Source organism: Haliscomenobacter sp. (assembly GCF_033763495.1).
In the GTDB taxonomy this organism is placed as follows: Bacteria; Bacteroidota; Bacteroidia; order Chitinophagales; family Saprospiraceae; genus Haliscomenobacter.
In genome coordinates, this window is record NZ_JANRKL010000048.1 from 13,289 (window position 1) to 34,413 (window position 21,125).

19 protein-coding genes are annotated in these 21,125 nt (G+C 44.5%); 12 read left to right on the top strand and 7 right to left on the bottom strand.

Annotation, left to right across the window (positions count from 1 at the left end):
• The first annotated feature begins 3 nt into the window (after positions 1-3).
• From SFV55_RS05795 to SFV55_RS05810, 4 genes are all read left to right on the top strand, one after another.
• Positions 4-1,362: a pyridoxal-phosphate dependent enzyme gene (locus tag SFV55_RS05795; protein WP_320028526.1), complete on the top strand. Its 1,359-nt coding sequence runs from the start codon at positions 4-6 to the stop codon at positions 1,360-1,362.
• A 221-nt stretch (positions 1,363-1,583) separates the two neighbouring features.
• A complete protein-coding gene (locus SFV55_RS05800) occupies positions 1,584-2,090 on the top strand; it encodes a DUF2004 domain-containing protein (RefSeq protein ID WP_320028527.1) in 507 nt (168 codons plus the stop codon).
• 242 nt (positions 2,091-2,332) lie between these two features.
• Positions 2,333-2,614, top strand: coding sequence for a hypothetical protein (locus SFV55_RS05805; RefSeq protein WP_320028528.1), 282 nt, complete (start codon positions 2,333-2,335; stop codon positions 2,612-2,614).
• 36 nt (positions 2,615-2,650) lie between these two features.
• Positions 2,651-3,109 carry a hypothetical protein gene (locus SFV55_RS05810; RefSeq protein WP_320028529.1) on the top strand — a complete coding sequence of 153 codons (459 nt, stop codon included), beginning with the start codon at positions 2,651-2,653 and terminating at the stop codon, positions 3,107-3,109.
• Here the strand turns inward: SFV55_RS05810 and SFV55_RS05815 are convergent.
• Positions 3,106-5,211 carry a cation-translocating P-type ATPase gene (locus tag SFV55_RS05815; protein WP_320028530.1) on the bottom strand — a complete coding sequence of 702 codons (2,106 nt, stop codon included), beginning with the start codon at positions 5,209-5,211 and terminating at the stop codon, positions 3,106-3,108. The two genes, SFV55_RS05810 and SFV55_RS05815, sit on opposite strands and share 4 nt — an antisense overlap.
• Positions 5,212-5,263: 52 nt before the next feature.
• Positions 5,264-6,007 carry a superoxide dismutase gene (locus tag SFV55_RS05820; RefSeq protein ID WP_320028531.1) on the bottom strand — a complete coding sequence of 248 codons (744 nt, stop codon included), beginning with the start codon at positions 6,005-6,007 and terminating at the stop codon, positions 5,264-5,266.
• Between the two features lie 230 nt (positions 6,008-6,237).
• Between SFV55_RS05820 and SFV55_RS05825 the strand changes: the two genes are divergently transcribed.
• Both SFV55_RS05825 and nhaD read left to right on the top strand, forming a co-directional pair.
• Positions 6,238-6,672 carry a CBS domain-containing protein gene (locus tag SFV55_RS05825; protein WP_320028532.1) on the top strand — a complete coding sequence of 145 codons (435 nt, stop codon included), beginning with the start codon at positions 6,238-6,240 and terminating at the stop codon, positions 6,670-6,672.
• 97 nt (positions 6,673-6,769) lie between these two features.
• Positions 6,770-8,083 (top strand): sodium:proton antiporter NhaD, encoded by a 1,314-nt coding sequence (nhaD, locus tag SFV55_RS05830; protein ID WP_320028533.1) that lies wholly within the window; start codon positions 6,770-6,772, stop codon positions 8,081-8,083.
• Between the two features lie 157 nt (positions 8,084-8,240).
• Here the strand turns inward: nhaD and SFV55_RS05835 are convergent, their stop codons facing one another.
• The gene (locus SFV55_RS05835) at positions 8,241-8,873 is read right to left on the bottom strand and encodes a hypothetical protein (protein WP_320028534.1); all 633 of its coding nucleotides are present in this window, start codon (positions 8,871-8,873) and stop codon (positions 8,241-8,243) included.
• A 101-nt stretch (positions 8,874-8,974) separates the two neighbouring features.
• A complete protein-coding gene (locus SFV55_RS05840; protein WP_320028535.1) occupies positions 8,975-12,334 on the bottom strand; it encodes a caspase family protein in 3,360 nt (1,119 codons plus the stop codon).
• 134 nt (positions 12,335-12,468) lie between these two features.
• Between SFV55_RS05840 and SFV55_RS05845 the strand changes: the two genes are divergently transcribed.
• Positions 12,469-13,008 carry an RNA polymerase sigma factor gene (locus SFV55_RS05845; RefSeq protein ID WP_320028536.1) on the top strand — a complete coding sequence of 180 codons (540 nt, stop codon included), beginning with the start codon at positions 12,469-12,471 and terminating at the stop codon, positions 13,006-13,008.
• A 47-nt stretch (positions 13,009-13,055) separates the two neighbouring features.
• Positions 13,056-14,393: an outer membrane beta-barrel protein gene (locus tag SFV55_RS05850; RefSeq protein ID WP_320028537.1), complete on the top strand. Its 1,338-nt coding sequence runs from the start codon at positions 13,056-13,058 to the stop codon at positions 14,391-14,393.
• A gap of 3 nt (positions 14,394-14,396) precedes the next feature.
• Here the strand turns inward: SFV55_RS05850 and SFV55_RS05855 are convergent, their stop codons facing one another.
• Both SFV55_RS05855 and SFV55_RS05860 read right to left on the bottom strand, forming a co-directional pair.
• On the bottom strand, positions 14,397-14,822 hold the full coding sequence (locus tag SFV55_RS05855; protein ID WP_320028538.1) for a hypothetical protein: 426 nt from the start codon (positions 14,820-14,822) through the stop codon (positions 14,397-14,399).
• A 54-nt stretch (positions 14,823-14,876) separates the two neighbouring features.
• A complete protein-coding gene (locus SFV55_RS05860) occupies positions 14,877-15,683 on the bottom strand; it encodes an MOSC domain-containing protein (RefSeq protein WP_320028539.1) in 807 nt (268 codons plus the stop codon).
• A 105-nt stretch (positions 15,684-15,788) separates the two neighbouring features.
• Here SFV55_RS05860 and SFV55_RS05865 point away from each other — a divergent pair, with 105 nt between their 5' ends.
• The 4 genes from SFV55_RS05865 to SFV55_RS05880 all read left to right on the top strand — a co-directional run bounded on the left by SFV55_RS05865 (position 15,789) and on the right by SFV55_RS05880 (position 19,749).
• Positions 15,789-17,714, top strand: coding sequence for a histidine kinase dimerization/phosphoacceptor domain -containing protein (locus tag SFV55_RS05865; RefSeq protein ID WP_320028540.1), 1,926 nt, complete (start codon positions 15,789-15,791; stop codon positions 17,712-17,714).
• Entirely contained in the window at positions 17,714-18,328 is a 615-nt protein-coding gene (locus tag SFV55_RS05870; protein WP_320028541.1) for a response regulator, read from the top strand. Before SFV55_RS05865 ends, SFV55_RS05870 begins: the two co-directional genes overlap by 1 nt.
• 117 nt (positions 18,329-18,445) lie before the next feature.
• Entirely contained in the window at positions 18,446-19,000 is a 555-nt protein-coding gene (locus SFV55_RS05875) for a hypothetical protein (RefSeq protein ID WP_320028542.1), read from the top strand.
• A gap of 170 nt (positions 19,001-19,170) precedes the next feature.
• Positions 19,171-19,749, top strand: coding sequence for a DUF1415 domain-containing protein (locus tag SFV55_RS05880; RefSeq protein ID WP_320028543.1), 579 nt, complete (start codon positions 19,171-19,173; stop codon positions 19,747-19,749).
• Positions 19,750-19,761: 12 nt separating this feature from the next.
• Here the strand turns inward: SFV55_RS05880 and SFV55_RS05885 are convergent, their stop codons facing one another.
• Positions 19,762-21,087, bottom strand: a complete 1,326-nt coding sequence (locus SFV55_RS05885; protein WP_320028544.1) for a DEAD/DEAH box helicase — start codon at positions 21,085-21,087, stop codon at positions 19,762-19,764.
• Between the last annotated feature and the right edge of the window lie 38 nt (positions 21,088-21,125).

A 21,125-nucleotide genomic window follows, 5' to 3' on the forward strand; every position in this document is an offset into this window, starting at 1 on the left:
GGTATGGACTTCCACCAAAACATCCTTTCCACCATTGGCAATACGCCGATGGTTCAATTGCATAAAGTTGTAGCAGAGTTGCCTGCTACCGTGTTGATGAAAGTAGAAACTTTTAACCCCGGACATTCCATTAAGGATCGCATGGCCTTGAAAATGGTCCTTGATGCCGAAGAACGTGGGGATTTGAAACCTGGTGGCACCATCATCGAATGTACTTCTGGAAACACCGGGATGGGCCTTGCCATCGCCGCTGCGGTCAAGGGGTACAAATGTATTTTCACCACGACCGATAAACAATCCAAGGAGAAAATGGATTTGCTGCGGGCCCTGGGAGCCGAGGTCATTGTATGCCCCACCAACGTAGAATCGGATGATCCCCGCTCTTATTACTCCGTTGCATCGCGTTTAAGCAAAGAAATTCCCAATAGTTATTGGTGCAATCAGTATGATAACCTTTCCAACCGCCAGGCGCATTACGAAAGCACTGGCCCGGAAATCTGGAAACAAACCGATGGTCGGATCACCCATATGATCACCGGTGTGGGTACAGGTGGAACCATTTCCGGCACTGGCCGCTATTTGAAAGAGCAAAACCCCAATGTGAAAATATGGGGTATAGATACTTACGGGTCAGTCTTGAAAAAATACCATGAGACCCGGGTGTTCGATGAAAAGGAAATTTATCCCTACATCACCGAAGGCATCGGAGAGGACATCATCCCAAAAAATATTGATTTTGACATCATCGATCACCTGGAGAAAGTGACCGATAAAGATGGTGCACTCATGGCTCGCCGCCTGGCCCGCGAAGAAGGCATCATGTTGGGGTACTCGGCTGGCTCGGCGCTGGCTGGACTCTTGCAACTCAAAGACCAACTTACCGCCGATGATATAGTGGTAGTAGTCATCCACGACCACGGCAGCCGCTATGTGGGTAAAATTTACAACGATGACTGGATGCGCGAACGGGGCTTTTTGGATACCGAACTGCGGGTGAAAGACATCATCACTCGCAAACAGGAAAAGTCATTTTATACTGTTCGTCAGAATGATACGGTACGTTTTGCTTTTGATTTGATGAAAAGTCACGACATCTCGCAGTTGCCTGTTGTCGATCAGGAAGCTATAGTTGGCTCTTTGTCAGAAAGTGCTGTGCTCAACTTTTTGCTGGAGAACCCCTTGCGCAATGGTGACCGCCCGGTAGCTGATATCATGGCGGAACCGCTACCAGTTGTGGATGAATACCTGCCCTTTAGTCAATTGCGGAATTACATCAGCAAACAGATTCCGGCGGTTTTAGCGCGGGATAAGGCGGGCATTTACCACATCATTACACAGTATGATATGATTCAGACGGTGTGAGTGGGGGTAGGGATGCAATAGAGAAATACTTTGAAAGTTGTTGGATTCACAACGATAAAAATGATTTGTTTAAAATAGTGGCATTGTATACAGTTTCTTGAAAGCTCATTGCCGTCAATAGCAACTGCGGCAATGAGCGGGGAGAGGAAGCGGAGTTGCGTATAAGACGTGTTGGGAGTCATTTTAGACATACCGTACAAGACAATTAAAAAGAAGAAAATATGACATACTATTTATTGCCACCTTTCGGACAAATTAATTTAGATGCCTTAAATGAAGAGTATCGTTCCGAAATAGAATTTAACGGAAAGACAATTACACTTGACATCAATTTTGCAAAGACTAACATTGAAAAAAGTGCAATGGACACAATCAAGTTTTTCATTGAGAATATTGACACTTTTGACAGACAAAATAAAGTCAACATTAATAGTGACTTTAACGATGAAAATGGAGATACAGTAAAAGAATATGTGACATTCCACATAGAAGAATTAGGAGATGAATTTTTAGAACAAATCGACATAACCAGCGACCAAACTGACAAAGAACAACAATTTTTGAAAAAGCTACATTTGACAAGAATTGGACTTTACCCAGACGGAAAATATGACGCATCTAATTTCGCTGTTTTCGATTATACAGTTAGCAAAGACTTGACAGACCAATTAATTGTTGTAAATACGGACGAGAAAGGAAATTTAGACCATCTAAGTTGGGAAAGCTAACGAGATAAAAACGAACGCACAACATCGGTTTGGCAATATGGCGGCTGACGGAATTCTAATGAACATTTGTGCTAAAACAGACATTTGGAACTTTTATGAACTTTTGTGCTAAATATCCGCCACATTGCCAAGCCGTAAACCGCTTTCGGTAACCCCACAGATCAAAAATAAAAAGAGCGAAAGGAACTAAAATATTCCTGAAATAGTTTATCTTGCAATAGAAATCAAACAAAAAATAAGATATGATCATAGCCAACCCCATCTATGACGTTATTGCCAGCGAAGAAATTCGTGACAAAATGGATGTGGAGGATGAATTGGAACGAACTTTTGATCGAGAGATGGGCAAAAAGAATGAAATCATTGCCGAACAGGAAGAGATCATTGCCGAGAAGGATAAGAAGCTGGTTGAAGAATTTCAAAAAAACCTTGAATTGCAGCGGCAAATTGAAGAGCTAAAAAGCAAATCAAGCCTTGAAAACCGGAACAATCATTCTCTGAAAATTGCTCATAACGGGCAATAAAAATAGAGGATTTATATTTCAAAAAGTAGCAACAACATGCAACGTTTACAATTCACAAAAGAGATCAACACAGCAGCCCAAAAAGTTTATGAAACGATGTTGGGCTTAAAAGACAAAAGGGCCTATGAACATTGGACATCGGCATTCAATCCTACTTCTACCTACGAAGGAACTTGGGAGAAAGGAAGCAAAATTCATTTTGTAGGGGTGGACGAAAACGGAAAAAAGGGCGGCATGGTTTCTGAAATCGTAGAGCACCAGCCTGCCAAATTTGTATCCATACGGCATTACGGTTTTTTGGACGGGGATATTGAAGTAACAACCGGTGAACAAGTTGAAAAATGGGCAGGCGGGCACGAAAATTATTCCTACCAGGAGAACAATGGTATAACTTCTGTTACCGTAGATATCGACACGCTAGACGAATATTTGGATTACTTCAACACCATCTATCCGCTAGCATTGGATAAATTAAAAGAGCTTTCAGCGCGTTAATCCACCTTCTTGTACTTCAATCTTATCGCATTTCCTATCACTACCACATCCGAAAAGGCCATAAACAATGCACCCCACATCGGATTGAGGTAGCCCATGGCTGCCATGGGGATCGCCACAATGTTGTAAGCAAAGGCCCAATACAAACTTTGTTTGATGGTCAGTACCGTATGGGCACTGATGGCGAGGGCCTGAGGCAAACGTTCCAAATTGCCATTGAGCAATACAATTTGAGCGGATTGGATAGCCGCCTGAGAGCCATTGCTCAAAGAAACCCCGATGGTGGCCTTGGCCAGGGCTGGGGCATCGTTGATGCCATCTCCGACCATTGCTGTAGGTGCTTCCTGGCTCAATTGGGCAATTTTTTCCAATTTTTGCCCGGGTAATTGTTCTGCAAAAAAATGTGCAATGCCTAGCTCTTGAGCTACAGCTTCCGTTTTATGTACTTTGTCTCCACTTAAAATGTAGGGGCGAATGTTGTTGCTTTTGAGGTAGTCGATACAAGCTTTGGCTTCGGGTTTGATTTGGTCACTGAGGCTAATCGCCGCCAACTGTTCCCCGTTTTTTTGTAAAACCAAGTGCCCTTGCCCATTTTCGGAGGCGCCCAGGCGATAGCTGTTGCCTTCATCATCGTAGCCCAGCATCCCTTTGCCTTTTTCTTCTTCAACCTTGTTCAAATAAGTAGGACCAAATCTTTGCCCATTAAAAATGATTTTGCGTTCCAATTCATTGACCAGGGATTGGGCAATGGGGTGTGAAGAATGCGACTCCAGATCGTAAATGAGGTTTTGCACTTCGGCGGGCTCTACCCCTGGAGCATAATCTATGTTTTCGATGGTGAATTGTCCGGTGGTCAAGGTCCCGGTTTTGTCAAAAACGATGTTGCGGATTTTGGCAAAAATCTCCAGGGTTTTCCCTCCTTTAACTAGAATACCGTTGCGGGCCAAACGACCTACCCCAACCATTACTGCGGTTGGTGTGGCCAATCCCATTGCGCATGGACATGAAATGACCAGCACCGCAATGGCATTCATCAGTGCGTTTTTGAAGGCAATGTCGAATAAAAAATAGCTGAGCAAAAAAGTCAAGGCTGAAATGCCCAATACGACGGGCACAAAAATGGCACTGATTTTATCGGCCAGGCGTTGGATGTCTGGTTTGTCCTGTTGGGCGGTTTTGACGAGTTCGATCATTTGGCCCAGCACCGATTTTTTACCTACCGCCCCTACCGTCAACTGAAAATTCCCACTCAACACCAAAGAGCCCCCAATAACCTGATCGCCAAGCTGTTTGTTAATGGGTAAACTTTCACCGGTCAACATGGATTCATCAATAGTGGCTTGGCCCATAAAAATCTCGCCATCGGCAGGCACTTTATCACCTTCGTTGACCTGGAGGATGTAGCCCGGCTGAATTTCCGGATAATGGATGCTGATGATGGTACCGGAAGGCATGATTCGACGAGCGTGTTCGACTTGCAATTTGCTCAATTCCGAAATGGCGGTAGTGGTTTGGCTCACTGCTCGTTTTTCAATCCAATTGCCCAGTAAAACCAGGGTAAAAATGGTGGCGCATGTTTCGTAAAAAATGTATTGTGCTTCGCCGCTGATGGTTCCGACCAGGCTGTAAACAAAAGCAGCTGTACCTCCAATAAAAATGAGCACATCCATATTCGGCATGCCATTGCGCAGCGAGCTCCAGGCGCTTTTGCCAAAGTGCCAGGTTCCCAAAATGAACACAGGTAAACAAATGAAAAACTGCAACCAGGCATTGTGCATCAAAGACCAATGGATGCCCACTGACATCAACAAGTGCCCGCTGAGTAGGGGCAAGGTAAAAATTGCGCCAATGAGTAGTTTGCGTTCCAAGGTCCAAAATTCGGGCTTTTGCTCGGGCTCTACTACGGTATAACCGAGTTTGCGGATGCCCCCTTTGGCTTCTTCTATACTGAAATCTTCGTCGACCAGCCGAAACCGAACCTCTTTGGTTTGGAAATTGACATAGACGTCTTCCAACCCCTTGCGCTCCAGGTAGCGAGTGATACCCGCCGCACAGTTGGCGCAGTCCATTCCATCTACGGTCAGCTCGACTAGTTTTTTCATATTTGCTTCATTTGAAGGGCAGAGACGCAAAATCTTGCGTCTCTACACAGCATTATAATTTTGCAGTGTTGTAACGTTTTTCAACCTCGGCCCAATTCAATACATTCCAAAAGGCTTTGATGTAATCGGCCCGTTTGTTTTGGTACTTGAGGTAATAGGCATGCTCCCAAACGTCCAAGCCCAAAATAGGAATTCCGCTTTGTTTTTTAACAATTTTAGTCATCAGGGGGTTGTCCTGATTGGGCGTGGAGCTAATGAAAAGCTCACCTTTGCTGTTTACACATAGCCAGGCCCAACCAGAACCAAAACGGCCAGTTGCCTCTGCGGTGAAGGTTTCCTTGAATTTATCGAAGCTACCAAATTTGGCCTCAATGGCTTTGCCCACATTGCCGGAAGGGGCACCACCGCCCTGAGGAGACAACAAGGACCAAAACAGGGTATGGTTGAAATGCCCGCCGCCATTGTTGCGGATGGCGGGTTCTTTGCTTGTCACATTAATCAACACCAGATCAATGCTCATGGTCGCAAAGGCCGTCCCTGCGACAGCTTTGTTGAGGTTGGTCACATAGGCATTGTGGTGGCGATCGTGGTGGATCTCCATGGTCATTTTGTCAAAATGAGGCTCCAGCGCGTCATTTGCAAAAGCGAGTGGCGGGAGGCTAAAGGGGCCGGTTTGTTCTTCACCTGGCAAATCCAGCTCATTTTCTAATGTAGGATCAGCCCAAAGGTTGCGGGGCTTAAGTAGGGAAGCAGCAGCTACAAATAAACCGGTACGCAGGAAATTTCGCTTGTTCATTGATTGATTTTTTGATAAAACAGTCTCCAACTCCGAGGAGTTCGATTTAGGCCTAAATATAAAGCGCTTCCGGGTTTTATTAAATTTTTGTAAGAATGAGCATTAAAATTTTCCATTTGCTTCTTTTTTAGTGATAAATTTTACCAAATAAAAAAAATCATTATTATTATGAATCAAAAGAGGATTAAACCAAATTTAATCCATTTTTTTCTCATCAAACTCGCTCTGCCATGCTATCTGTTAGTCGTCTGCTCAACAACAAGGAAAACAACTCGGTTTGGAGCGTCAGTCCCGACCATATGGTGATTGACGCCCTCAATGTAATGTCTGAAAAAGGAATTGGTGCTGTATTGGTAATGGATGGAGACCGCCTGATTGGTATATTTTCAGAGAGGGACTATGCGCGCAAGGGCATCATTGCCGGGCGAAAGGCTAAGAGCACTCCGGTGACTGAAGTGATGACCCCAAATGTTTTTACCGTATCGCCGAGTATGGATATTGAGGATTGTATGACCTTGTTTTCTGAAAAGCGCATTCGCCACCTCCCGGTGGTTGACAATCAGCGTGTAATTGGTATGCTAAGCATTGGCGACATCGTGACCGCCATCATCCAAGCGCAAGATCAACAAATCAAATACCTGGAAGCCTACATCACTGGTCAATGATTACAAGTGCTAAGCTTCCTTAACCCTTGCCTCAAGTGCCTTAGTTGCGCATTTGGGGCTTGTTTCATTCACCTATTAATCCTCAATACCTACAACTATGGCCACACTTCTGATCGTTGTTTTTGTGATTGGTTATGCTTTTATCGCGCTGGAGCACCCCCTGAAGCTGGATAAAGCCGCCTCCGCCATGCTGACTGGTGTTTTATGCTGGATGGTATTGGCTTATGGTTATTCTTCCATGCCAGCTGCTGCCGGGACAAGCGGGACGGTTACGGAAATTTTGGAACATTCCCTGTTCGAGCACCTGGGCGAAATTGCTGGTATCCTCTTTTTCCTGTTGTGCGCGATGACCATTGTTGAACTGGTAGACGTTCACGATGGTTTTCGGGTCATTACGGATCGAATCACCACTACTGACCGAATTAAACTGATGTGGATCATTTCCTGGGTCACTTTTTTCCTTTCGGCGGGCTTGGACAATATGACTACCGCCATCATCATGTGTGCATTGATCCGGCGTTTGGTCAAAAAACAGGAAAACATCTGGTTATTCGGTGGTTTCGTGATCATCGCAGCCAATGCGGGTGGGGCCTGGTCGCCGATTGGGGACGTTACCACCATTATGTTGTGGATTGGAGGACAGGTATCAACGGTGAAAATCATGCAAGCTTTGATTATTCCTTCAGCAGTGAGTCTTTTGGTTCCCTTGTTGGTGGCCAGTTTTTTCCTCAAGGGCAAAATGGAAACCAAGAATTTGCAGGAGGAAGACATCAATAAGACCTTCGTTTTACCAGCCTGGGAAAAAAACCTGATGCTGGTATTGGGGGGCGTAGCTTTACTTTCGGTACCGGTTTTTAAATATTTTACCCATTTTCCGCCCTACATGGGTATTTTATTGTCTTTGGGTATCCTTTGGTACATCACCGAATTTTTGCACCGAGGTGACCCAAAAGAGGTACAGCATGACTATTCGGTAGGGGCTATGTTGCGGCGGATTGATACACCGAGTATCCTATTTTTCCTGGGCATCTTGCTGGCAGTAGGTGCATTGGATACTTCAGGCCACTTGACCTTGGCTGCAGATTACCTCAATAATTCGATTGGGAACATTTACTTGATCAATACCATTATTGGATTGCTTTCTTCGATTGTGGACAATGTACCCTTGGTGGCCGCAGCAATGGGGATGTATGACCTGAACACTTTTGCTACTGATCACCCATTCTGGGAATCATTGGCCTACTGTGCGGGTACGGGCGGGAGTATTTTGATCATTGGATCGGCGGCCGGTGTAGCTTCCATGGGGATTTTAAAAATCGACTTTTTGTGGTACATGCGCCACATTTCCCTTTACGCATTGATCGGATACTTGTGTGGTATCGGTACGTATTATTTGATGAGCCACGGATAAGCGCCGAAGGCGCCTAAATTCTTAGGTGAAGCCCTTAGGTGAACTTAGGTGTCTTAGGTGGTGAATAATATACCCCTGCGGAGCAGGGCTTTTTTTTCTTTCCACCACCTAAGACACCTAAGTTCACCTAAGGGGTTCACCTAAGAAAAGTTATATTTTATTCTCCTCCTTCAACCAATTCCCGGCCAGCCTGGGTAAAGGCTTCCAGGTCGGCCAAAAGCACCTTAGCTTGTTCGGCGATGTTGTGGAGTTCTTCGACGTTTTGGTTCAACTTTTGGCGAATGCTGGAAGCCACCAATACCATATGAAAGTCGTTTCCGGACTCCAGCACGCTGGTTACTTTATCAATGCTTTGACCAGCTTCTTTGTAGGTTACATCCCATTTTTTGCGCAGTTCAGCATTTTTTGACAATTCATCCTTACGGAGCTTCTCGTTGTGGATGTTGTTGCTCAATTGATCCAGGGTACCAAAGTATTCGTCCGAACTTTTTCCAACGCGTTCAAAATCACTTTTCAGTTTGTTGTAGCGAGCCTGAATGCCCGTCCATTCTTTTTCAAAATCCTTGGACACTTCGGGCAAGTCGGGATTGGCTTGAGTAAGGCTTTCTTCGGCTTCTTGCAGGGTTTCTACTACCTGCGAAGAAAGTTTGACCCGGTTTTTTTCAAAAGACTCGATAGAGCTTTTTAAAACCTCTCCGTGTTTCAAGGCTTTTTTAGTCGTTTCCCAGCGGCATGCGCCCAGGGTGAGCACCAGCAAAAGCAAGGTGCCAATCATGGTTTTACGAATCATTTTAAGGTTGAATTGCATAAGTAAATGACAGAATCGTGTAGGGCAGAAAATTATTCTGGATGCTGAAGGGTAGAGACGCAGGGCAGTGCGTCTCTACTGTATTATTTTTTCAACAGATCCAAAATTTTGTTCAAACTATCCCCAACTGTGAAATAGTTCAAATGATGGCATTTGACGTCAAAAAACAAAGGTGCAGGCTTGCGTTTGTTAGGCACCCGCTGTATACTAGTGACGTCTACAGCGATATCATTTGCTTCGGTGTAAAAAAGGGCAGCTACATTTTTGAACAGCTTGTTGACCAAACGTTTGGCTTGATTGTCTGTTTCCAAAAATTGGTCAAGGTGCCCGGCGACGACATAGTAGGGGATTCCGGGGTCTTTGCTTTGCTCCAGGTTTTTGAGAAAATTACTTTTGTCATTAAAGTTCATTTGCTCAAGGCTGATTGTCAGTTTTTTAGAGCCATTCAGGATTCCCATAATGCTGGCAATACCTGGAATGGCTAATCCAATGTTGATGGCCAGGGGCAAAAGCAGTAAGGCATTATCCCGGTATTTGGTCAAGTTGGCCAGGTTCGAACCTCCATTGGGTGTGCCAGCGAGGATGAGCTTAGTCACTACTGTATTACCGCCTAATTGCTCAATATAGTAACGAGAAACCAGGCCGCCCATAGAATGCGCCAGGATCGTGAACTTTTTCCGAAGCATACCTCTTCGCTCAGCTTTAATTCCTACTGCTGCCAGTGCTTCTTTCAATTTCCCGGCATTGGCATCAATGGTAGAGTTGAGGTTTTCGTAATCGTAGGCGAGCACCAGGTCTACGGTTTTATCCCGAAGGGCTTGCTCCATTCCCATGGCCATTTCCTGGGTATTGCCGATGATTCCATGAACGACCAGTAGGATGTTTTTTGCGGCGCTTACCTTTTCTTTTACACCAGTGTCGTGGTAAATGGGTTCTCCATCTTTGTATTCAATCCAGCAGAGTTTGTTGAGGTTATCGTTACCCAACACAACTTTGAAAAAACAAAGTTTGAGCGCGCGAAACACACTTTTACTTTCTGCTTTAACATCGGGAATGCTGCGAATTGCCACCTCAACTTTGCCAGAATTATTGGCTTTGGCTTCTCCAACCGGAATAAAATCCTCGCCATCAAAGGTTAGGGGAAGAATGAATTCACCCTCCTTCAATTGTTCATCCAACTCAATGAGCAATGGATTTTTTTCCAGGTCAGCATCATTTTGTAAATCATTCAATTCCAGGGTATCTGCACTGCTACTGCTTAAATCGCGGCTGGAATATTCCAGCGACATCAGGTTATTCCAACCCAAAATCTGGGGTAAAGAAGCCACACTGTTCAGATCCCGAGTGGAGCTACCTGCTGAAGACAAAGAAACATTGGCGCGGAAGGTATCGTGGCCTTTGATGGTGATTTTGCCACCAGCCAGTTTGGTTTCGGTTTTATTGATTTCCCCGGCCTGGACGCTGATCTTAAAGATGATGGTTTTGCTGAACCAGTCATTTTCAGGGGCTTTTTTGTCCTGGCCTTTTTTGACCAAATCCCTGGTACTGGAGAGATCAGCAACCCCCTTGTTACTGGCTTTCCAAAATTCGGTCGTTTCTCCTAACCCTTCAAGGTCGTCCTTTTCGAGCAAAAAGTCTTCGTTGATCTTGGTCGTACTGATGATGAACTTCACAATTTCAACACTTTCCTTTTTGCCATTGGGCACTTCAAACTCCAAAAACTGAGGTTGTACAAATTGATCTTGGCCGGGGATTTCATCGGCAGTGAGGTAATCGCCATTTAGGGAAACCACGCCATATTTGCCTGAAAAATAAAGGGCTTTGCAAAACAGGGTAGCCGCAGTTGCATTTTTTAGTTCCAAATCCAGGGGCAGAATGTATTGTCCGTTCAAATTCTTGCCCAATTGTACATTGATGACCTCGGTGTTAGGGTTAGCTGGGTCGATGATCCCTTTGGTCAAAACCTGGCCCGTATCGGAGTTTTTGGCGGTGATTTGGAAGGCATTGCGGTTGAATAGGGTACTGCGATTGTCCAACATGAGGTTTTGCTCCCATTTGGCCATGCCATCCAGGATTTCGATGGCCAATTCAAATACTTTATCGTCATCATCACCACCAATCCTCTTTAGTAAGGTGTTGCTTTCCTGGTTGAAAATTTCCAATACATCCTGATCCAAATCCAGCCGATATTTGCCACCCACTTTTCCTTCCACCAATTCAAAATAGGGGGATAGCCGGGTTTTCCCCATTTTTTGTTGAGCACTCAAGTAGGCTTGATATCGCTTTTTCCCTTTTTCGGTGGTTTTGAGTGCGATGGTATAGGGCGTGCTGGGCAAACTGAGCAATCGCGCGTCATAACTGCCGTTCATGTCCAAGGCCAAATTGTTGGCTAAAACCACCGTACTGTCTTGAAAACCAACGCTGCTGGTACTGGCTCGCCCTATGGCCTTGCCTGTTTTCCGGTCTACAATTTCAAATTCGGCGATTTTATTCAACTCGGTCGAAAGCCCATGGATGGCACCACAATTGATGTTCCAGGCATTTTTTTCATTGGCGCTCAACAAATAAACCCTACGTTGAGTAAGGTCACTGGCTGATCCCAAATTCAAAAATTTCTGATAAGGATTGAAACCGGCAATGGGTTCGAACTGGGGGTGTTGTTTTTCAACAGACCTAAACATCGAAGCCTGACACCGGGTGTACAAATCAGCGTAACTGACGTTAGGATCATTTGCGAGCACATTCAGCAAATTGAAAGAAAACATACCACGTTGATTCTTCAATTCAAATGCTTTTTCCTGCCGATCGCAAGCCGACATCATCAAATGTGTTGCCAAAGGCAGCTGATTGGGCCGGGGGCCCTGAGGGAAATTTTTGACAAAATGACCGTTCAGGTAAGAGGCGTAGGGGCGGGCTTCGGTCCGGTCCGGGAAAAAGAATTGCCGGGATTTTCCGTGGTTGACATCGTCGATGGCCCGGGTCATTGTTCCCGAATGGCAACAATCAAAAATGGTCACTACATGCGCACCTTGTTGCTGGACCTGCTGCAACAACACCCGGATTTCTTTATCCGAAAGGCAAAACTTATCCTTCAGGCCACTATCGTAACAAACCATGGCTTCTTGTACACCCGTTGGGTCGAGCCATTCAAATTCGGGTGCTGCTTTCTCTTGGGTGCCGTGACCACTGTAGTACAAGAGCACTACATCGTCTTTTCCGGCTTTGGCCAGGTGATCTTGGCCAAATAGTTTGCATATGTTTTGGTAAGTAGCATCCTGGTTCAGTAAGGTTAAACTTGGCGCTAGGTCAAAAGCTTTGGCATAGGTGTTGCTCAAAAAATCTTTCATGGCGCTTACATCGTTCCGGCAACCATCTAGTGGGGTGATTTTTGAATCGGGATGATAGGTGTCGATGCCAATAAAAAGGGAATACAGTTTTTTCATAGTATGTTGGTTTTTTAGATAACGAAAAGTACTAATTTTAATTTTTAGTGAAAATTTTTTCTAAAAATTAAAGCAGAAAAGCAACGTTTTTTAGCCCGGGATTGTACTAGGGTAAAAAACATTCGAGCACCTATATGGAAAACCGTGAAATGGCTGATGTACTGGAGGGTTGCCGCCGCAAGGATCGTGCAGCTCAGAAGGAACTGTACCGGCAGTTTTACGGTTACGCCATGTCGATTTGTTTGCGCTATTGTGACAATGAAGATGAGGCGATTGAAGTAGCCAACGATGCTTTTTTGAAAGTTTTTCTAAACATCAAACGTTACGATCCTCAACTGCCTTTTAAACCGTGGTTTCGACGAATTTTGATCAATACGGCGATCAATCACATCAAGCAGAAACAGAAACTCAAAATCGGCACACTGATGGACACTGAATACAACATCCCCGACACTGAAGAAATCCTGGCCAGGTTGGGCTTCCAGGAATTGATGAAACTGGTGCGATCGCTTTCCACCGCATACCGCACCGTATTCAATTTGTATGTACTGGATGGCTTTACCCATGAGGAAATTTCACAGCAGCTGGGAATTTCAGTTGGGACATCTAAATCGAATTTATCCAAAGCAAGGGAGCGTTTGAGGCAATTGATCTTGCAACAAATGCAACAATAGGCAAAGGGCAATCAAATTTTTGCCCCACTACACAGACTTTAATTGCCATGAAGGATTTTGTAGATGATTTGTACAGACGGGCTTCAGAAGATCCAGACATCCCCTTCAATGAGGAGGCATGGAACCGGATGGATCAAAAATTGGACTACGCAGCGCGGAAGCGCAGGAGGGGACTGTTTTGGCTATTCTTTTTATTGTTTGTTTCATTGAGTGCTGGTTTACTCTGGGGCATCCAGGGAATGGGTGCTTTTGAGCAAAAAGTTAAAAAAGAAAAATACACTGGCCCGGTTGCGGGAAATGAACAAACCAATCAAAAGAACAGGGTCAAGACAGAGCAAAATACCTCCCTGCAGGAAACTGAAAATATTCAAACGGAGGAATTCAGCGCGGATGTTGTCGCAGCTAAAGACCCAAAAGAACAAGAAAATGTGAACCAGGCGGGCAACCAAACGCCTATTCCCAAAACTGCACCACGCTTATTTGCACCCAAGCAGGGTCCTCGAAAGCAGGCTAAATCTTCGTCTGGAAATCGAACTGGCTCAGAAGTTTTAGCCAATCAGAAAAGCACCAAATTGGCCGAGGACCTTGCTGTTGTTTCAGCCAGGGAAAATGGAAGCAATAAAGTCCTTGATTCTCTTCTAAGGGATCATCAAGTTGATTTGGCCGCTCTTCAACTGGACATTTTACCCGGAGCAAGGGGATTGAACCCGATTCAATATACCAATTTACCGGAGGTAGATCAGACTATTCAAATCAATCCTGCAACAAAGCCTATTCCTGCCGCTAGATCCTGGGGCATCGGCCTGAGCGCTGGCCCTGATTTAGCCTCGGTGAATGCCAATGGCAGTACTGCTTACGGCTTAAATGCTGGTTTGGCCTTTGATTACCGCCTTGGCAAACGTTGGGTGTTTCAGGCATCCGGGCAATATTTACTAAAAAACTACATCGCTGATCAGAAAGAATACGTTGCTCCAAAGGGTTTTTGGCCCACCCGTTCGTATCCAAACTCCACGGAAGGCACCTGTGATATGTTGCAATGGAGTGTAGACTTGAGGTACAACTGGTTGGCCAAGCCCAAGTTTCAAAGTTTTGTATCCCTCGGATCTTCTTCCTGGACCATCCTGAAAGAGGAATATGAATTTTATTACGCCAAAGATTATCCGGGATTGCTTTATCATTGGTCGAGCAGCCAGGATAAAAATTACTGGTTTTCCATGACCCAGATGGGGATTGGAATTGAGAAGACCATTCGGCCAGGCTTAAGTTTGCAAGTCAATTGGTTTGCACAAATGCCCCTGAAAGGTGTGGGCAATGGAAAAGTGGAGATTTATTCCAGCGGTTTGGGCTTTATGGTGCACAAACAGATGGGAAAGTTGAAGAAGTGAAACTCAAATCAAACTTGCCAAATCTACATTCAAAACATTCGAAAAAGAAGTATTTTGAGTTTGAATTCCTTGCCCTTTCGTGTATTTCTGCCAGGAATTGCTGACATAATCGTACACAAAACCTTCTATGGTACCATAGTCAAACTCGTCGATCAAACGTTGTACTTTTTTGAAATCATTTTTGACACCGTTGGGGTGGCAAACTTCAATGATTACAGGAGTTTGATAGGTTTTATTGTTGTACAAAGATACATCAGGTACTGGACTGGTTTGGCCTTCATCAATCATGGTTTCGGGCAAGGGTTCTAGCTCAATGCTACCTTCATGGTAAAAAAGTATACCTAAACCAGTAGTTAATTTGCTGATGATTCTTTGGTGCTCTTTCGGAGCGTTTATGCCCATTTCCATTAATTGTTCTGGAAAAATCATGATGGTACTTTTTTCAAAGTTACGATCTATATGTTGATTACACAAGATGTAGGCTTAAAGTACAAGCAATTCATCTCCAATCCGCACGATTCCACTTTCCAAAGCTATCAAATTCATCCCGAACAACACTTTATTTCCTTGGGTACGATAAGTCGCCAGCGTTTTGAGCGGATCGCCACCCTGATGGCGAATCCCAGTATTTTGATCTGTGGTGGTCAAAATGCAGCGACCACAAGGCTTGATGCCTCGGAAAGACACTCCGCCAATCAACAGGTCGCTCCAGGTGTCCTCCTGATAAGCCGCAGCACCAGCAAATACAATATTGGGTCTAAAACGATTCATCGGAACCGGTTCTGCCAGGCGTTGATTCAAATCGGCAAGAGAGTTTTCACCCAGCAACAAATAGGGGTAAGCGTCGGCAAAACTTACATTCATTGGCATTTGTACTCGCTCAGGCTCTACTTGCCTTGGTGAGTCATCAGGAAGATAAACCAAACGTATTTTTGATTCCAGTGCCTCACTCAACCAGGCATCGGCGGCATTGTCCACAGCCAGTGCTTCACAAAAGTCATCCCAGATTTGTACCGTAAATCGCTCAGTAGAGTCGGTCTGGAGAGGTATCTGGAGCAAGCCCAGTTCCGGTTTGGTTCGATGCCGAATGATTAAATGTTCAGGAGAAATTTCCGTTTCCAGCAAAGCCATGGCACCAAATTCCCGCTGGGTTAGGAATCGATTTTCCTCATTGATCAAGAGCCAGCGGCGATCATGTTGAAAGCCCCTTTCTGTAACCAGTGCTTCCTGAACGGCAATCCCTGCCAGTGATTTGACGGGGTAAATATGGAGTTGGGTGATGCTGAACATAAATCGTTTGGTTTTAGGGTACCAAAGATATGGATTTACCCATTCATCAATTCGAATAAGCAGCAAAATTGTATCTTGCATTAGACTTCCAAAACCGCTGTGAGAATGCGTACCCAAAAACTGATGATAATTTTGTGGTGTTGCCTACGTACCATGGTGGCGAGCTTTGGCCAAATAACTTTTGATGGTTTAATCCAAGCAAGTAACAATGCCTCGAACGATACCTTGCGCATCAATGCTTGCAATGAATTGGCTCGATTGTATATTCCCGATTCTCTGGCTTTAGCTGAAAATTGGGCAAATCAGGCCTACGCTCAGGCCCAAAAAATCAATTACACCAAAGGTCTAATTTATGCCGCCAAAAACAAAGGTTTAATTGCTGACTATCGCGGTGAGTTAAGCAAAGCGATCAACCATTATGATGCCGGAATCAAAATGTGTGCTCAATCCACAAAATGGGAAAAAGAACGGATTGATTTTATTGCCAATAAAGGGGTAGCTTATTATTTTGCCGGGGATATGGGGAAGGCAATCCAGTTTTACAGCATAGCAGAAAAAGCATTATCCAAAGATCAAAGCAATCCTACCTATGCCAAGGTAATCAATAATTTAGCCAGTGTTTACCGGAATTTGAAAAGGTATCCTGACGCCATTCGGATGTACAAAAAATCATTGTTCATCAAAAAACAAACCCTGGACAGCATTGGTATTGCGAATACCCTGAACAACATTGGCCTTTGTTATGCCTACCAGAATTTACCCCGGGAAAGTATCAAGTTCCTTACCCAGGCTCAAAATGCCTACCGTGCTATAGGGCAAACTTCTGATATGTTGAGTGTGAATGTTTCTCTTGCCGTCGCTTACAACGAGTTAGGACAATTGGTTAAAGCCAAAGCGTTATTGAAACAATCTATCCTTTTACCCAACTTAAAGCTCCCCGTTCACGACCTGACACAGGCCAAATTGTTGTATGCGAAAATCCTTTACGGCGACAAGGAATACCAGAAAGCACTGGGCGTTTTGCAAGAAATTGAACCGGAAATCCTTAAAACCAATTTTCTTAAAAGTAAGGTTACTTTTTATGAATGGAAGGCTTATGTGCTGAAAGCTTTACAAGAAAAAGATGCAGCATATCAAGCTTTGATTCAGCATAAATTTTACCTGGATACCCTGAATGCGGAAGCCAAAATGAGTTTGGAAAAAGACATGGAGGCCAAATACCTCAACCAGGAGAAGGAAGCTCAAATCCAAATTCAAAAATTGCAGATCCTGAAAAACAAAAGGGAACGACTGGTTTTTGTTTTTGCCATGCTGGTGCTCTTGCTTATTTTGGGCTTTGCTTATCGTTTATCCATGCAACGCAAAAGGGCCAATCAGCTATTGGGCGAAAAAAACAAGGTAATTCAACAAGCTCTGGAGGACAAAGAAACCTTGCTTAAAGAAATCCACCACCGGGTAAAAAACAACCTGCAAATCATTTCCTCCTTGTTGAGTTTGCAATCGCGGAGGGTCGAGGATCCCAAAGTTTTGGAAGCCATCCAAGATGGCCAGAATCGGGTACAATCGATGGCTTTGATTCATCAAAACCTTTACCAGGATGAAAACCTTGTTAAAGTGGACGCCCAGCTTTACATCGATCAATTGATTGAAAATCTGGTCCGTAGTTACAACGTGAACCCGGACGGGGTTACTTTTTCCAAAAACATTGATGAGTTGACCCTCGATGTGGATACCCTCATTCCATTGGGTTTAATTTTAAATGAACTGATCAGCAATACCCTGAAATACGCTTTTGAACCAAATAAACCGGGCCAGGCCTACTTGAGTTTGAAACAACAGGAAAACGGCCTGTTGCTAAAAATAGCTGACAATGGCAAGGGGTTTCCACCCCATATTGACTTGAAAAGCTTAAAAAGTTTGGGGTTCCGCCTCATTTATTCCTTCACCAAAAAACTCAATGGTGTACTAAAAACCTGGAATGAGCAGGGCGCCCATGTAGAAATATTTATTCCACACTCAAAATTGAGCTGATGGCCAACATCCAAGTCCTCATTGTAGAAGACGAACCATTGATCGCTGAGGATATTTGTGAACACCTGAGCAATGTAGATTATAGCGTATTAGCCATTGCCTACAACAAAAGCCAGGCGTTAAAGGTGCTGGAGCAACAAATTCCAGATATGATTCTTTTGGACATTAACTTGGGGGGGAATCTCGATGGCATTGAAATTGCCCACCTGATCAATCAAAAATACCAGGTACCTTTCATCTTTTTAACTTCGTACGCCCACAAAAGTATTCTCGATCAAGCCAAAGTTACCTGGCCAATGGGCTATATTGTAAAGCCATTTTCTGAAAAAGACCTTTTTTCAAGCATTGAAATAGCCCTGTATAATTTTTCACAAAATGCTCGACCACACAATTTAAACCTGGAACGGATTAATCAGGTGTTGCTTTCACCGCTCACCGAGAAAGAATTCCAGGCCCTTCAAGATATTTATCAGGGGCTTACCAATAAGCAAATGGCTGAAAAACAATTTGTTACTGTGAATACCATCAAGACCCACCTGAAAAACCTTTATGACAAACTTGAGGTAGGATCTCGTTCTGAAGCGATGGCAAAACTCCGCAACCTGATTACCTGAAGTGATTGTAAAATCACCCATTTGGGTGAAGGAACTGAAAATTATTCCCAATAATTTTGATTCCTGTATTTCATGACCTAAAATGGTAAACCCATCAACCACATAACCCACATTCCGATGAAAAAAAACATTTGTTTTGTTTTTGCCTGCATCCTGGTAAGTTTACAACTTATGGCCCAAAAAGAGCAGGAGCCTATTTGGTTGACCCTTAAACCCAACGAAGCTTTCAGTGTGAAAGGAAACCTGAAGGACGGTAAAATCATGCCCGACTTATCCTGGGCCTGGAATAGTGCCGTAGCTTGTTTTCCACAAACGCAGGCGCAAAAATTTACGGGAAAACATGTACTCTATGCCTTGGACCTGCCCAGTTTTTCTGAAATGGAGGTTTGGCTGGTACCAGCAGATGAGCAAGCCAACTTTAGCATCTACGCTTACGAAGTAGGAAAGGTTGCAAACAACAACACGGTACCCAATTTGAGTTCGTGTATTCGTTGTGAAGCAGAACACAAGTGGGATTACAAAAAGCGGGGCCAAACACAGGACCATACTCGCCGAATCCACGATATTTTAGCCATCAACAATCCTTATCAGGTCGTCATTGGAGTGGTTGGGGCCAATGGGCTGCAAGAAGGAGACTTTACCTTGCATCTGAAAATCAATAAATCCAAATAAACGAATGCTTTATGGCGCAGGGCAATTGGACTTAAGTGCCTATTGCTGAGCGCCATAAAGACCTTTTTCAGTGGAGATCAAATAATATTCCGGACATAGTTATTAGCCCTGATAAAAAAAGCCCACCTTCACCGGGTATTCATCCAATAACTTGTGTTCAATCCAACTACATGTCAAAAACATCCCCATTGAAAAATGAGCTCCCTAGTGATGAAATCATTGTCAGTCAAACCCAGGCTTGGATCAAAAAAGTAATCATTGCTTGTAATTTTTGCCCATTTGCGCAGCGCGAAGTCCAAAGAGGCAGTATCCGTTACCTGGTTGTTCATTCGGAAGACATAGACGTTTGTATGGAAGCCATGTTTGCTGAATGTGGGCGCTTGGATGAAGATGAAAACATCGAAACCACCCTGGTGATTTTTCCAGGTGTATTTACCTCCTTCAAAGACTACCTTCTCCTGATCGAAAATTGTGAAGACATGCTTGTGGTCAATGATTATGAGGGCGTTTACCAGGTGGCAAGTTTTCATCAAGATTACCAGTTTGCAGGAACCCTTGTTGATGATGCTGCCAATTACACCAACCGTTCTTTGTATCCCATGCTGCATTTGTTGCGCGAAACCAGCATTGACCGTGCACTAGACAATTTTCCCAACCCTGAAAATATTCCCCAACAGAACATTGAATACGCCCATAAAATGGGCCTCCAGCGGATGAAGCTGCTCCGGGACGCTTGTTGGAATGGCTAAAACAAGCCGTGGTTAACGAACTACTTCAATTTTATACTTAGCACCTTTCATTTTTTCGCCCGCAATTTTTTTCAAGACCCCTTGCACTTTGTCTTTTTTCACCGCAACAAAAGACATGTGATCCAGCAATTCAATTTTGCCCAGGTCCTCTTTTCGCAGGTCACCTTTTTTTGACAAAAAACCAACGATGTCGGTTTTGCTGAGTTTGTCCTTTTTCCCTCCACTGACGTACAAAGTAGTCCAGGCGGGAGGTTCGGGTAAGGTGATTCCAGCAGGGATGTCAAAAATTTCTGGTACACCAGGTAAATAATCAGGAAGTGTTTCTTCGGGAGGTAGAAGGACAAAAGCAGTTCCCCCGGCATGCATTCGGGCAGTACGGCCATTGCGGTGGACAAAATCGGCCCCTTTATCTGGCAATTCAAAATGAATGACGTTTCTTACTTCTGGAATGTCAAGTCCTCGTGCCGCCAAGTCAGAAGCGACGAGGATGGCAATGCTGCCATTGCGGAATTTGACCAGTGTTTTTTCCCGATCCAATTGATCCAGCCCGCCGTGGAAAAACGAACTTTGTAAACCCTTATACCGCAGCAATTCTACGCAGCGTTCAGTGGCATCGCGTTGGTTGCAAAAGACCAAGGTTTGTTCCGCCCCAATAACGCAAAGCAAAGCAAAGAGGGCATCCAGTTTGCCTTCAGCCGAAGTCATTACAGCCTTTACTTGTAGCCCATCGGTAGATTTATCTTCAACGTTGGTGAAATCCAAAATTTTAGGTGCCACAATCCCCGTGAACTTGGGAATGTGTTGCTTTTGACTGGCAGATACCAGGATGCGTTTTTCGATGTTGGGTAGTCCCACCACAATTTGCTCAATTTGCTCTTGAAAGCCGAGGGACAAAGACTTGTCGAACTCGTCCAGCACCAGCACCTTCAAATTTTTTGGATCGAAAGATTTGCGGGCCAGGTGTTCAATGAGGCGCCCTGGAGTGCCAATGAGCAGGGCAGGGGGCTGACTCAGGTTGCGGATTTCGGTTTGCATCGGATGCCCACCATAACAGGTGTTGACCTTGTACCCAGTAGACATTTTTTGCCAAACCCGCTCGATTTGGATGGCCAATTCGCGGGTTGGAGAGATGATAAGGCATTGCACTCCGACTTGTTCCTTTTGCAACAAGCTCAAAATAGGCAACAAAAAAGCAAGGGTTTTACCAGACCCCGTGGGTGCCAATAACATCAGGTTGGGTTCCTGGGGAATGTGTTGCAGGGATTTTTCCTGCATTTCGTTGAGCGCGTAGATGCCAAGTTTGAGGAGCATGGCATCCAGTGATTCATTGTTTTGCATGGGGCAAAGATACTGTTTTCGAGAAGAAACCTTAGGTT

Bases quoted from the DNA above. Each gene is read 5' to 3' on its own strand.
- SFV55_RS05795 (WP_320028526.1), top strand. From the start codon at position 4: ATGGACTTCCACCAAAACATCCTTTCCACCATTGGCAATACGCCGATG.
- SFV55_RS05800 (WP_320028527.1), top strand. From the start codon at position 1,584: ATGACATACTATTTATTGCCACCTTTCGGACAAATTAATTTAGATGCC.
- SFV55_RS05805 (WP_320028528.1), top strand. From the start codon at position 2,333: ATGATCATAGCCAACCCCATCTATGACGTTATTGCCAGCGAAGAAATT.
- SFV55_RS05810 (WP_320028529.1), top strand. From the start codon at position 2,651: ATGCAACGTTTACAATTCACAAAAGAGATCAACACAGCAGCCCAAAAA.
- SFV55_RS05815 (WP_320028530.1), bottom strand. From the start codon at position 5,211: ATGAAAAAACTAGTCGAGCTGACCGTAGATGGAATGGACTGCGCCAAC.
- SFV55_RS05820 (WP_320028531.1), bottom strand. From the start codon at position 6,007: ATGAACAAGCGAAATTTCCTGCGTACCGGTTTATTTGTAGCTGCTGCT.
- SFV55_RS05825 (WP_320028532.1), top strand. From the start codon at position 6,238: ATGCTATCTGTTAGTCGTCTGCTCAACAACAAGGAAAACAACTCGGTT.
- nhaD (WP_320028533.1), top strand. From the start codon at position 6,770: ATGGCCACACTTCTGATCGTTGTTTTTGTGATTGGTTATGCTTTTATC.
- SFV55_RS05835 (WP_320028534.1), bottom strand. From the start codon at position 8,873: ATGATTCGTAAAACCATGATTGGCACCTTGCTTTTGCTGGTGCTCACC.
- SFV55_RS05840 (WP_320028535.1), bottom strand. From the start codon at position 12,334: ATGAAAAAACTGTATTCCCTTTTTATTGGCATCGACACCTATCATCCC.
- SFV55_RS05845 (WP_320028536.1), top strand. From the start codon at position 12,469: ATGGAAAACCGTGAAATGGCTGATGTACTGGAGGGTTGCCGCCGCAAG.
- SFV55_RS05850 (WP_320028537.1), top strand. From the start codon at position 13,056: ATGAAGGATTTTGTAGATGATTTGTACAGACGGGCTTCAGAAGATCCA.
- SFV55_RS05855 (WP_320028538.1), bottom strand. From the start codon at position 14,822: ATGATTTTTCCAGAACAATTAATGGAAATGGGCATAAACGCTCCGAAA.
- SFV55_RS05860 (WP_320028539.1), bottom strand. From the start codon at position 15,683: ATGTTCAGCATCACCCAACTCCATATTTACCCCGTCAAATCACTGGCA.
- SFV55_RS05865 (WP_320028540.1), top strand. From the start codon at position 15,789: ATGCGTACCCAAAAACTGATGATAATTTTGTGGTGTTGCCTACGTACC.
- SFV55_RS05870 (WP_320028541.1), top strand. From the start codon at position 17,714: ATGGCCAACATCCAAGTCCTCATTGTAGAAGACGAACCATTGATCGCT.
- SFV55_RS05875 (WP_320028542.1), top strand. From the start codon at position 18,446: ATGAAAAAAAACATTTGTTTTGTTTTTGCCTGCATCCTGGTAAGTTTA.
- SFV55_RS05880 (WP_320028543.1), top strand. From the start codon at position 19,171: ATGTCAAAAACATCCCCATTGAAAAATGAGCTCCCTAGTGATGAAATC.
- SFV55_RS05885 (WP_320028544.1), bottom strand. From the start codon at position 21,087: ATGCAAAACAATGAATCACTGGATGCCATGCTCCTCAAACTTGGCATC.